12 protein-coding genes and 1 pseudogene are annotated in these 12,783 nt (G+C 41.3%); 10 read left to right on the forward strand and 3 right to left on the reverse strand.

Annotated elements, in window-relative coordinates:
• Positions 1–69 precede the first annotated feature (69 nt).
• Complete coding sequence (locus QFZ28_RS25875; protein ID WP_307197500.1) at positions 70–1,173, reverse strand: GerAB/ArcD/ProY family transporter; 1,104 nt, start codon at positions 1,171–1,173, stop codon at positions 70–72.
• 121 nt (positions 1,174–1,294) lie between these two features.
• On the opposite strand from QFZ28_RS25875, the gene QFZ28_RS25880 reads away from it, so the two are divergent.
• Positions 1,295–2,896 carry a spore germination protein gene (locus tag QFZ28_RS25880; protein WP_307197501.1) on the forward strand — a complete coding sequence of 534 codons (1,602 nt, stop codon included), beginning with the start codon at positions 1,295–1,297 and terminating at the stop codon, positions 2,894–2,896.
• Between the two features lie 27 nt (positions 2,897–2,923).
• The gene (locus tag QFZ28_RS25885) at positions 2,924–4,096 is read left to right on the forward strand and encodes a Ger(x)C family spore germination protein (RefSeq protein WP_307197502.1); all 1,173 of its coding nucleotides are present in this window, start codon (positions 2,924–2,926) and stop codon (positions 4,094–4,096) included.
• Positions 4,097–4,225: 129 nt separating this feature from the next.
• Here the strand turns inward: QFZ28_RS25885 and QFZ28_RS29900 are convergent, their stop codons facing one another.
• Both QFZ28_RS29900 and QFZ28_RS25890 read right to left on the reverse strand, forming a co-directional pair.
• The gene (locus QFZ28_RS29900; RefSeq protein WP_373428169.1) at positions 4,226–4,321 is read right to left on the reverse strand and encodes an AraC family transcriptional regulator; all 96 of its coding nucleotides are present in this window, start codon (positions 4,319–4,321) and stop codon (positions 4,226–4,228) included.
• Between the two features lie 39 nt (positions 4,322–4,360).
• Positions 4,361–5,134 (reverse strand): AraC family transcriptional regulator, encoded by a 774-nt coding sequence (locus QFZ28_RS25890; RefSeq protein ID WP_307197503.1) that lies wholly within the window; start codon positions 5,132–5,134, stop codon positions 4,361–4,363.
• A 161-nt stretch (positions 5,135–5,295) separates the two neighbouring features.
• Between QFZ28_RS25890 and QFZ28_RS25895 the strand changes: the two are divergent.
• From QFZ28_RS25895 to QFZ28_RS25930, 8 genes and pseudogenes are all read left to right on the forward strand, one after another.
• Positions 5,296–5,538 (forward strand): annotated as a pseudogene (locus QFZ28_RS25895) (sugar phosphate isomerase/epimerase family protein); the annotation flags it as partial.
• A 32-nt stretch (positions 5,539–5,570) separates the two neighbouring features.
• Positions 5,571–6,548, forward strand: coding sequence for an ROK family glucokinase (locus QFZ28_RS25900; RefSeq protein ID WP_307197504.1), 978 nt, complete (start codon positions 5,571–5,573; stop codon positions 6,546–6,548).
• Between the two features lie 41 nt (positions 6,549–6,589).
• The gene (locus QFZ28_RS25905) at positions 6,590–6,787 is read left to right on the forward strand and encodes a hypothetical protein (protein WP_307197505.1); all 198 of its coding nucleotides are present in this window, start codon (positions 6,590–6,592) and stop codon (positions 6,785–6,787) included.
• A gap of 112 nt (positions 6,788–6,899) precedes the next feature.
• Positions 6,900–7,622 (forward strand): ThuA domain-containing protein, encoded by a 723-nt coding sequence (locus QFZ28_RS25910; protein ID WP_307197506.1) that lies wholly within the window; start codon positions 6,900–6,902, stop codon positions 7,620–7,622.
• Between the two features lie 2 nt (positions 7,623–7,624).
• A complete protein-coding gene (locus QFZ28_RS25915) occupies positions 7,625–8,659 on the forward strand; it encodes a Gfo/Idh/MocA family protein (protein ID WP_307197507.1) in 1,035 nt (344 codons plus the stop codon).
• On the forward strand, positions 8,656–9,675 hold the full coding sequence (locus QFZ28_RS25920) for a Gfo/Idh/MocA family protein (protein ID WP_307197508.1): 1,020 nt from the start codon (positions 8,656–8,658) through the stop codon (positions 9,673–9,675). The genes QFZ28_RS25915 and QFZ28_RS25920 overlap by 4 nt, the downstream gene beginning before the upstream one ends.
• Positions 9,672–10,640 (forward strand): sugar phosphate isomerase/epimerase family protein, encoded by a 969-nt coding sequence (locus tag QFZ28_RS25925; RefSeq protein WP_307197509.1) that lies wholly within the window; start codon positions 9,672–9,674, stop codon positions 10,638–10,640. The genes QFZ28_RS25920 and QFZ28_RS25925 overlap by 4 nt, the downstream gene beginning before the upstream one ends.
• A gap of 22 nt (positions 10,641–10,662) precedes the next feature.
• Positions 10,663–12,333, forward strand: coding sequence for a glycoside hydrolase family 13 protein (locus QFZ28_RS25930; RefSeq protein ID WP_307197510.1), 1,671 nt, complete (start codon positions 10,663–10,665; stop codon positions 12,331–12,333).
• Positions 12,334–12,783: the final 450 nt, after the last annotated feature.

The raw sequence follows: 12,783 nt of genomic DNA on the forward strand, positions 1-12,783 counted from the left end.
AATGATTACTTCCGACTGCCACGGCCAAAGAAATTTTTCCATTTTCAATTTCAACTCCAATTCATACTGTTATCCACTTTTCTCCATTTTAGCGTTCGATATTTTCTTGCGAATGAGTACCAGGATCAATAGCAGACCAGGAAGGAACAGATACATTATTAGTCCAGGCTGCCCAAGGTACGTTGTTGAAAACCAATGTTCTGATGTGCTCTTGGACATTGTCAATCCTAAAAAGAAGACAACGGCTCCAATAGGAAAAACGAGTAATCTGCTGTCACCAAGGGACAACAATTGCTGTATTCCCCGAATGGCTCCATACATTTGTATTGTCACTTTAAAAAAGGCGGTTCCCATAAAATACAAAATTCCTAATGCATCCAGGTTTTCGAGAAAGTCCGCAACAGAGATGACTTTGACTAATCGGTATAAGGGGTACCTGCTCGTTGAAAAAGTGCCTTCGCCAAAGACAAGAATCGCCAGTGCATCGAAACTGGAAAGGAGAATTCCGTATACAATGGATGCGAAAAGAGTCGTTTTAATTATCCGTTTTGAAGGTGAACATAGTGTCCAGATCATCGCAAACTCAAGGGTCTCCCCAAATGATTGTTGAATACCTGACGGCCATACAGCTTTCCAAATACGACCCCATCCTTCCCCCAGAACCGGCTGCAATCGCTTGATATCGGTTATATCAGAGGCATATATTAAGATGATCTCAATCAAAAACAACACTAAAATAACAGGTAATATTATTTCTGCCAGCCGGGCAAGAACCTCGATTCCACTAAACAACGCATACGTAATGGCAATCATAAATATGCCAAGTATGATCCAATTAGGTGTACCCGGCAAAATAGTCGTTGGGATCAGATCCTTTATATCACCCATTGTACGACCCGCGTTATATATAAAATGAAGGCAATAAAACCAGGCAATGGGGGTTCCAAGCCAAAATCCAAACTGGGCAGGAAACCATTCAACAAGAGTCAATCCCGGCTGAAGACGCATTAAGATTAGATACATTAAGATGAGACATGTCCCGATTCCAGTAGATAGCAGGGTTGACAGCCAAGCATCTCTTCCGGCTGCAGATGCAAACCCAAATATCACCGAAGTGCCAATCTGGAACAATAGGGTAAGCATAAATAATTGACCGGTTGATATTCTCTCCATGGTTTCGCCACCTCCTATCCCATTTTTTGTTAATCAACAGTTATTAACATAAACAAAATTTAGTAATTTATTTAATAAATGGTTAAAATAAGAAAAATTTTTAGAAAAAGGGGGGATAGAGATGCGGCTATTGCGATGGTTAGAAAAGAAAATCTTAAAATCGAATCAAAATGATGATCATCGATTATTTAACAAGGCGGATGATTTACATTCCAACCAGCTTAAAGGTCATTTTCTGGATGAATTAAAGCAATTGAAAATGATTTTTGAACGATCTTCCGACATTGTGTTCCGTGAATTTCAGTTAGGCGGGATACAAAAAGGAGGGCTTATTTTTTTAGATGGCATGGTGGACACCCAGATGATTGATTCTGACGTGATGAAACCCCTTTTGGATTTAGGGAAGAGGACATCTCTTTCTGCAACAATTCCACTAAAAGAAATGGAGATTTTTCTACGGGATCAAGTCATCTATATTTCACAGGTGAGTATAGGACATACGATGAAGGAAGTCGTGGATCATATTTTGAACGGGGGAACGGTTTTAATATTGGAGGGAGTAAAACAAGCCCTATTTATTAGCGCCCAAGCATGGGAAATGAGATCGGTTGAAGAACCTTCGACGGAAGCAGTGATCCGTGGTCCTAGAGAAGGATTTACAGAGAACCTTAGAACCAACACCAGTTTGATTCGCAGGAGGTTAAAAACCCCTCAGCTTAAAATGGAAGAGATGACTGTCGGACGGTTATCTAATACGAAAATCGCCATTACTTATCTAGAGGGAATTGCAGAGCAAGCCCTTGTTGCAGAGGTAAAGGAAAGGATAGGGCAAATTGATATCGATGCCATTTTAGAAAGTAATTATATTGAAGAACTCATTCAGGACAACCCCTATTCTGTTTTCCCCCAAGTGAACAATACCGAACGACCGGATAAAGTAGCTGCTTATTTATTGGAAGGGAAAATAGGGGTTCTGGTTGATAATACCCCCTTTGCTCTCCTTGTACCTGTTTCTTTTTATGAAATGCTCCAATCGAGTGAGGATTACTATCAGCATTTTATGGTTGCGACGGTAATCCGATGGCTTCGCTTTTTTATGTTGGCAGGCGCCTTGCTTTTGCCCTCTCTTTATATTGCGATAACCGCCTTTCATCAAGAAATGCTTCCAACGCCTCTTTTACTAAGTGTCTCTTCCGGGAGGGAAACCGTTCCCTTCCCAGCCTTTGTCGAAGCCTTAATTATGGAAATATCCTTTGAGGGCTTGCGGGAAGCTGGTGTTCGTCTGCCGCGGCCCGTTGGACAGGCCGTGAGTATTGTTGGAGCTCTTGTGATTGGGCAGGCGGCCGTGCAAGCCGGAATTGTTTCTGCATCGATGGTCATTATTGTTTCGATTACCGGTATATCTTCCTTTATTTTTCCTGCCTTTAGTCAAGGGATTGCCATTCGGTTACTTCGATTTCCTATGATGATCTGTGCAGCGACATTGGGTTTGTATGGAATCTTAGTGGCAACGTTGATTCTTTTGACCCATATGGCACGGCTTCGCTCATTCGGTGTCCCTTATTTGTCACCAGTGGCACCTTTGAATTTAACTGGTCTGAAAGATATTTATGTTCGTACACCATGGTGGGGAATGATTAATCGTTCAAATCAAACTGGGAAAAAGAATCAAGAACGGATGAATCATTTCATGCGTCCGCGGCCGCCCCGTCGAAGGAACTAGAAGAGTCTTGGTTTGGAGGGAAACGCAATGAGAAAACGAGGAGTCCTGATCATCAACTGCATCTTAATAGTCTTACTGACTGGCTGTTGGAGCAGAATAGAGGTCAATGATCTTTCAATCGTAATGGCTACAGCCATCGATAAGATGAATAACGGAAAATTCCGTGTCTCGGTTCAGGTAGCGATCCCAAAGCAGCTTGGACCAGTTGGTGCCGGTGGTACTGGATCCGGGGATGGAACTACTGTTCTTATTTCAGAGACAGGAGAATCGGTGATGGACGCCATCCAGAGACTTCAAGTAAAATTGCCTCGTCGTATTTTCTTTTCTCATAACCGGAATCTAATCATTGGGGAAAGGGCAGCCAGGGATGGTATTTTTCAGACTCTAGATTTCATTTCGAGAGTAAGGGAAGCACGTATGCGTAGTTTTATTTTGTTTACAAAGGGAGAAGCAGCACCTCTTTTGAAACTGACTCCTTCCATGGAGAGATACACTTCAGAAACTATTAGGGAAGAGCAGAAACTGGGAGCGGGAATTCGGATCAGAATTAAGGATTTTATCGATATGCTTACAACTGAAGGGATTTCCCCGCTTGGGGCTCAAGTCGCCATTATGCCTGAAGAAAAGGGCGGGAAAAATTCCAAGCAGACTCCCGCCATCGTTGGAACCGCAGTTTTTCATGGAGATAAATTGGCAGGATGGATGAATGATCAGGATACAAAAGGGGTTCTATGGATTCGTAATGAGATAGAAAAAGCTAACATCACAGTGTCGGTACCGAAGGAAAAGGGAGGGGGAAAAATCAGTGTTCAGCTTATGAAAGGACAGTCAAAGGTGAAACCGATTCTTGAGCAGCGTAAGGTAAAGATGAACGTGAATATTAATGCGGAAGTTGAACTCTTTGAAAATGGCTCGAAATTAGATTTAGGCAACCCTAAAGAGTTGCACTATGTTCAAACATTGCTGGAAAAGGATGTAAAGAAAAAATGCCAATTAGCCCTCGATAAGGGGCAAAAACAGCTTCATTCCGATATATTTGGATTTGGCAATGCTCTTTACCGCACATATCCGAAAGTATGGAAAGAACAGTATAAAAAACAATGGATGGAGGAATTCCCCGACCTCGAGGTGAGTATACATCCCCATGTTTCCATTGTCCGCACAGGGCTTACCATTAAGTCTCCAGAAATGAAAGATTAAAATGAAGAAGCAGCAAATGATAATATTTGAACCTTGAGCTGACTTAGAAGCCTGATTAGACTTTTAAGCCAGCTATTTTGTGTATTTACAGTAAGAAAATCCTTTTTAATTTATAACTTTTTGAGTTGGCTATTTTTCGTAGTCGACAGGAGAATAATTTGTTTCTTTCTTAAAAAGTTTTATAAAATATGAATTATTTTCATAACCTACTCTACCAGAAATAATGTGTAAATCTTCCCATTCTTTAAAAAAATAAGGAGATGTTTATTCATACCGTCTGTACGCTCCAGGTGCTACACTATATTTCTTTTTAAAGACCCTATGAAAATAAGGATAGGTGCCAAAGCCGCAGTCTTCTGCAATCTGCTCAAGTGTCATGTTCGTATATTTCATCAGCTCTATGGCTGCGGACAAGCGGATTTCCTGTGCATATTCCATCATTGTTTTCTCGGTGCTGCTTTTAAATAGATGAACGGACCGTGAGACGCTGAGTCCAACGTGCCGCGCCACATCCTCTACTTTAAATGCAGTTGTAGCATGCTCTTCTATATAACGCATCATCCGTGTCACTGTATAGGGGCGATTGAAAGAGGGAACCGTTTCGCTGATTGTCCGTTCTAGAGTTAAACAGAGAGCTCGCAGCAAATTGCTCATGAGTTCTTCGTTTTGGCTGGAAGTTGGACGACGTTTTTCGATCATGATATGACGCCATAAAGCCAATAGCTTATCATCTAGACCGATTCGGGAGACATCGGGCTTTTCTGTACGGTTCCACCATTCATCAATCCAAACACCATCACAGACTAGGTGATAATCTCCGCTGTTTTGGCCCGCTTTAACCAGCAGCTCATAGTGATCCCCTGGTTTAATGAGCAGAAGATCTCCTTTCTCGACCAGCATCTTTCTACCCTTAACCACTACTTCGCAATGACCTTCTGTTTGCAAGCGGAATAGATAGGAGGGGTAGCCGGATTTGTGCTGAGAATGATATCCATGAGTGTGGTACGAATAGCCGCAGAATAAAATATTTGTTGTCATATGCTCCCTCTTTTTAAATAAAATAGCAAAATAGTAGATGTTTTGATTATATCATCTATGTTTAAATGCTGTAACACCCTATAAGATGTAATCAAATAATCAAGGTTTCAAGATATGGGGGAGAAGGATGACATTTATTCCAGTTGCTGTCCAAATGTTCACATTGCGGGAAGAAAGTGCCCAAGTTGTCCAATGGTAAAACAAAACTTGAAGCCATTTTTGAAAAAACTTATTGGCTGACAAAAGCGGGCGAAAATCCGGTTGAGTGGATGAATCGTTACAAAAATCGAACACCCCTTATTCATTTAAAGGACATGACAACAGACGGTGAACAATTTTTTACCGAGCTTGGAACATGCGGTGTGGATATTGAAGCCGTGCTTCGAAAAGGGGAAGAAAACGGTTTTAATACTAAAAAGAAAAAGAGTGAATGGTAATGGATGAAAAATGGTTAGTGGGTGTTGATATAGGCGGCACCACGATTAAAATGGCCTTTATCAGTCAGGATGGAGAGATCCTTTCCAACTGGGAAATCGATACGGACAAAAGGGAAAGAGGTATACATATTCCCACAGATATTGCAAGATCGATTGATCTAAAGCTGAACGAATTAAGCCAAAACAAAAGCCGGCTAGCGGGAATAGGAATCGGAGCACCCGGGCCTGTTAATGGGAATGACGGTTCCATTGAGGTGGCTGTTAACTTAGGGTGGGAGAACTTCCCTTTACAAGCTATTCTCGAGCGGGAAACTTCCCTGCCCGTTGTGGTAGACAATGATGCCAATATTGCTGCATTAGGTGAAATGTGGAAAGGTGCCGGCCAAGAGGCTAAAAACTTAATTTGTGTAACTTTAGGGACAGGTGTAGGAGGCGGAATCATCGTCAATGGTGAAATTGTACATGGTGTAAATGGAGCCGGTGGTGAAATTGGCCATATTACATCTGTTCCTAAAGTCGGCTCACCTTGTAATTGTGGGAAAGTAGGATGTTTAGAAACAGTCGCATCTGCAACAGGAATTGTCCGCTTAGCAACAGAGGAACTTGCTGCTGCTGATCATAGTAGTAGATTAAGAGATTTTTTTGAAAAGAATCTAACAGCAAAGCAAGTTTTTGATGCGGCGAACAATGGGGATGACATCGCCGTGCGGGTCATTCATCAGGTTGCCTATCATTTAGGATTGGCTTTAGCCAATTTAGCGAATGGCTTAAATCCAGAAAAAATTGTCATAGGCGGCGGCGTTTCGAAAGCAGGCGACACATTGTTGGAACCTCTGAAAGAGGAGTTTGCTCAATTTACTTTTCCTAGAGTGGCCCAAGGTGTTGAGATTGTAACGGCAACTCTAGGCAATAATGCAGGCGTCATTGGAGGAGCTTGGCTGGCAAAAGAAGGACTAACAAATAAATCTAAAGAATAATAATGGTCTAGTTTTTATTTTAAAAGATGGGGGTGGATTACTTGAAATCAAATGAAGAAACCCTTGAAGATTTAAAAAGAGAATTGCTGCGCATCGGATCAACCAAACAAGCGGAATACGATTTGTTAAAGAGGAAAGGGCAGGTTTTAAGTACTACCATCTGCCGCCGATTGAAGCTTAGTTGGCCTGAGGTTGTAGAAAAGACGGGGGTAAGGGTACACAGACAGGATCATAGTTAATAAGGGTGGTTCAATATTTTACACCCTATTTGTCAATGTAAGCCGTTTCATTAATTTTCATATTCTCTAAAATATAAGGTAAAGTGAACGATAAAAAAGGAGTGGTTTGTTTATGTTGAAAGTAACTGTATGGAATGAAAACCGTCACGAACAAAAAAATCCGGTAGTAAGAGATATATACCCTAACGGAATTCACGGTACAATAGCAGAATTTTTAAAGGAAAACGGTCATGAAGTAAAAACAGCTACTCTAGACGAACCGGAGCATGGCTTAACTGATGAGGTTCTAGCCAATACCGATGTATTAGTTTGGTGGGGGCATTTAGCACATGGTGAAGTAAAGGATGAAATTGTTCAAAAGGTTCAGCAGCGTGTCCTTGACGGCATGGGTTTGATTGTTCTTCACTCCGGGCATTTCTCGAAAATTTTCAAAACCTTAATGGGAACAAGCTGTGATTTAAAATGGCGGGAAGCAGACGAAAAAGAACGACTTTGGGTTGTAAGCCCAAGCCACCCAATTGTAGAAGGTATCTCAGAGTATATTGAATTAGAAAAAGAAGAAATGTATGGGGAGCATTTTGATATCCCGCAGCCAGATGAACTGATTTTTACAAGTTGGTTTGAAGGAGGGGAAGTGTTTCGCAGCGGATGTACATACAAACGCGGGAACGGGAAGTTATTCTACTTCCGTCCAGGTCATGAAACCTATCCTACTTACCACAACAAAGACATTCAACGTGTCATTAGCAATGCCGTAAAATGGGCAGAACCGGTAAAACGTGAGCGTCCAGTCTATGGAAATGCGAAACCACTTGAAGTAATTGGAGGGAAGTAAGCATGGAAAAATTAAGAGTAGCTGTAATCGGCTGTGGCAGCATTGCCCAGCACCGCCATTTACCTGAATATAAATCGAATAAAAATGTTGAGCTTATTGCTGTTTGTGATATCAATGAGGAACGTGCGTTAGTCGTAGCGGAAAAATATGGTGTAAAGGCTTATACGAACTATGAAGAGTTAGTAAGCAGCGGGTCAGTGGATGCAGTTAGTGTTTGCACTCCCAATTATCTTCATGCCCCAATTTCGATCGCGGCTTTAAAAGCTGGTATTCACGTACTATGTGAAAAACCAATGGCAACTTCCAAGGATGAAGCCGAAGCGATGATTGCAGCATCACAAGAAAGCGGCAAGAAGTTAATGATCGGCCATAATCAGCGTTTTGTTCCTTCTCACCAAAAAGCTCGCCAGTTAATCCAAAGTGGTGAAATCGGAAAGATTTATAGTTTCAGGACTGCATTCGGTCACGGTGGACCAGAAGGCTGGAGTGTAGAAGGGAAAGAGGGCTGGTTTTTCCAAAAGGATAAAGCATTTGTTGGAGCGATGGGTGATTTAGGCGTTCATAAGGCAGATTTACTTCGCTATATCTTGGGTGAAGAAATTACAGAAGTAGGTTCTTTTGTTGAAACAAGTGCAAAAGATTTTGCTGACGTTGATGATAATGCAGTTTGTGTACTTAAAACCGAAAGTGGTATTATCGGTACCCTTGCGGCAAGCTGGGCTTACGTAAGCAAGGAAGATAACTCCACGATTATTTATGGAGAAAAAGCAATTCTTCGTCTTGAAGACGACCCAGTTAATTCATTAGTGGTTCAATACGCGAACGGAGAAGTAGTGAATTACCAACTTGGAAAAATTCAGTCTAATGAAGCTGGCGGTCAAAATACTTCACATGTGATTAATAAATTCGTAGACGCTGTAGTTCTTGACCAAGAAGTCCCTGTCAGCGGTGAGGAAGGCATGAAATCGTTGGAGGTTATATTGGCGGCGCTTGAGTCCAATGAAACAAAACAAATTGTAAGAGTGAAAGAACGATGAAAAAACTACGGATTGGAATTATCGGGGTTGGCGGTATTGCACAAGGCCGCCATATCCCAGCTTTTCTTCAGTTGAATGATATTTGTGAAGTTACAGCTCTAAGTGATATTAACATCGACCGAGCTAGAGAAATAGGAGAAAAATATAACATTCCTCATGTTTTCGGTGATTATCAAGAGCTTTTTTCACTGGTGGATGCGGTTTGTATTTGTACGCCAAATAAATTCCACGCAGAAATTACGATTGCAGCTTTTGAGGCAGGAGTACATGTATTGTGTGAGAAACCGATGGCATTAACTGCAGAGGAATGTGAACTTATGGTCGCGGCTTCTAAGAAAGCAGATAAAATTCTCGCGATTGCCTATCATTACCGTTTTATAAAGGAAGCACTAGCTGCCAAGAAAGCCATGCAGGAAGTTGGGTTGCCCCTTGTGGTTAGGGTTCAGGCGTTAAGACGCCGTAAAGTTCCAGGATGGGGTGTTTTTACCAACAAAGACCTCCAGGGCGGCGGCAGTTTGATTGATTACGGATGTCATCTGCTAGACTTAGCGCTATGGCTGATGGGAAATCCAAAACATCGAACGGTGACAGGCACCGCCTATAACACGTTAAGTAAAATGCCAAATCAAGTGAATCAATGGGGTTCGTTTGACCATGAAACCTTTAATGTCGATGATCATGTAACAGCCTATATTCAATTTGAAAGTGGCGCCTCGCTGTTGTTTGAAACATCATGGGCCGCCAATATAAAGGATGACAAAGAGCACCTCAGCATTTCCGGAGTTGACGGAGGCTTAAGTGTTTTTCCATTTGAACTTTATACCACAAAGAATGGCATGCTGTTAAATAGTCAAGCTGCCTGGATTCCGGGTGAAGAAGAACCAGGTCTCTCTCAGGCTAGGAATTTTATTCATACTTGTCTAGGAATGGAAGAGTTAGTAGTGAAGCCAGTAGAGGCACTTCAAGTTTCACAAATTATTGATCGAATATATGAGAGTGGGGGAAATCATTTATGAAACTAGGGGTTTTTACCGTCCTATTTGCGGAAAAGTCTTTTGAAGAAATGCTCGATACTGTCAAGGAAGCTGGCCTTCATGCCGTTGAAATTGGAACAGGCTGTTACCCAGGGAACAGTCATTGTGACTTAGACGGTTTATTAGAGAGTGAAGAAGCCCGAAAGCAATTCATTCAAAAAGTCGAGGAGCGGAATCTAATCATAAGTGCATTTAGCTGTCATGGAAATCCGATTTCGCCTGAAGAAGCATTTGCGAAAAACTCTCATGAAACTCTTTTAAAAACCATTAAGCTAGCTTCACTTCTTGGTGTACCGGTTGTTAACTGTTTTTCTGGTACGGCAGGAGATCATGAGGGAGCGAAATATCCAAACTGGCCGGTGACTCCATGGCCGAATGAATATGGTGATGTGCTGAAATGGCAATGGGAAGAAAAATTAATCCCATACTGGAAAGAAGTCGGGCAGTATGCGAAGGAGCATAATGTGAAAATTGGGCTGGAGCTTCATGGAGGCTTTTTAGTCCACACACCTTACACACTTTTAAAACTTCGTGAGCAAACGTGTGATGCGATTGGTGCCAACTTAGACCCAAGCCATTTATGGTGGCAGGGAATTGATCCAGTGGCTGCGATCAAAATTTTGGCTAAAGAAAACGCGATTCACCATTTCCATGCAAAAGACACATACATTGACCAAGAAAATGTGAATATGTATGGATTAACGGATATGCAGCCCTACGGGGAAGTAAGAACCCGGGCTTGGACATTCCGGTCTGTTGGGTGCGGACATAGTTTAAAAGATTGGTCTGATATGATGAGTGCACTTCGTACCTATGGATACGATTATGTTGTCAGTATTGAACATGAGGACCCAATTATGTCGATAGAAGAAGGGTTCACACGTGCAGTATCCAACTTGAAATCTATCTTGATTGAAGAGCCTGTTTCACAGATGTGGTGGGTGTAAAATCAAGGAATGAGGTGCTTAAATGAATAAAAAATGGTGGAAAGAAAGTGTCGCCTATCAGGTATACCCCCGAAGTTTCATGGATTCCAATGGTGACGGAATTGGCGATTTAAAAGGAGTTACTTCCAAATTGGACTACCTGAAAGAATTAGGAATTGATGTCATTTGGCTGTCTCCCATGTACAAATCTCCTAATGATGATAACGGTTACGATATTTCCGATTATCAGGATATTATGGATGAATTTGGAACTATGGCAGATTTTGATGAATTGCTCGAAGGAGTACATCGCCGTGGAATGAAGTTGATTCTTGATTTGGTCATCAATCACACAAGTGATGAGCATCCTTGGTTTATTGAGTCCCGCTCTTCAAAAAACAATCCAAAACGGGATTGGTACATTTGGAGTGAGGGCAAGGATGGAAAGGAACCGAATAACTGGGAATCAATATTCAGCGGGTCTGCATGGAAATATGATGAAGCCACAGATGAATATTTCATGCATATTTTTTCCGAGAGGCAGCCTGATTTAAATTGGGAAAACCCTGAGGTTCGGAATGCTTTATACGATATGGTGAACTGGTGGCTAAACAAGGAAATCGACGGTTTCCGTGTTGACGCGATTTCTCATATCAGAAAAGAACCAGGGTTTCCTGATATGCCAAATCCGGAAAATTTAGATTATGTGCCTTGTTTTCCTTACATGATGAATGTGGACGGAATTGATGAATGGTTAACGGAGTTATCTCAGAAAACCATTAAAAACTATGACATTATGACTGTAGGCGAAGCAAATGGTGTAGGACTAGATGATGCCGATAAATGGGTTGGCGAAGAAAACGGTTATTTCAACATGATTTTTCAATTTGAGTTTTTAGGCCTATGGGATAAAAATGCAGAGGGGAAAGTCGACATTACAGCGTTGAAAAAGAATTTAACCAAATGGCAAAAAGGTCTTGAAGGCAAAGGCTGGAATGCCTTGTTTATCGAAAACCATGACCAGCCCCGCCGGGTTTCAAGCTGGGGAAATGACAAGAAATATTGGAAAGAAAGCGCGAAAATGCTTGGCGCGATGTATTTCCTTATGAAGGGAACTCCGTTTATCTATCAGGGCCAGGAGATAGGAATGACCAACGTCCAATTTCCTTCTATTGAAGATTACAATGACGTCGGGATGGTGAACTTTTATAAGGTAGAAACAGCAAAGGGCCGTCCTCATGGTGAAATCATGGAAATTATTTGGAAGCAATGCCGTGACAACGCCCGAACGCCGATGCAATGGAATTCCAGCAGCATGGGTGGATTTACAACAGCAAGCCAAACTTGGCTGGGTGTTAATCCTAATTATCGGGATATTAATGTAGAAGCCCAATTAAACGACCCGGAATCTATTCTTTCCTTCTATAAAAAATTGATCCAATTACGCAAAGAACATCACTTGTTTGTATATGGAACATATGAATTGTTATTAGCTAACCATCCTAAATTGTTTGTCTATACCCGTAAATTAGGTGGAAAAAAAGCAATCGTCATCAATAATTTTAGTGACGAATCAACGAGGTGCCATATACCTAAGAGTGTATCTTATTCAAAGTCAGAACTTGTCCTTCATAATTATGACTGTGCGGATAAAAAGCTGCGGAAAGAGTTTACACTTAAGCCATATGAAACGAGAGTATACCTATTGAAATAAGAAACAATGGTTGTATGAATATGAAAAACGTAAGGAGTGAAGTTTAAAAGGTTCCGTTTTGGTGCTTTCTTATTAAAAGATACAAGAATTGACGTATGAATTGGCATACGTCCTTTTTTTTGTTTATCAGAGTTTCTAGAAGATTTCATTAGGGGGATTAGGTTGGCACCTGAGCTGAAATAGGCGGAGAAATTCCGCTTAATTCGTAATTAGTATTAAAAAAAGCTTAAATAGACGGAGAAATTCCGCCTATTGACTCGAAAAATCCAAAAATGGGCGATTTTTTTTGATTAAGCGGAAAACCTCCGCTTATTTACCCCGAAACGAGCTCCATTCTGCATTTAACCGGAAAAACTCCGCTTATTTTACTTTTGCTGTTTACTCAATTAAGTACAAGACATCTTAACTAAAAGAGAGTAAGTTTTTTCTCAAAATTCTCTTATATGGGTG

The sequence above is a fragment of the Neobacillus niacini genome (genome assembly GCF_030817695.1).
Taxonomy (GTDB): Bacteria; Bacillota; Bacilli; order Bacillales; family Cytobacillaceae; genus Neobacillus; species Neobacillus niacini_F.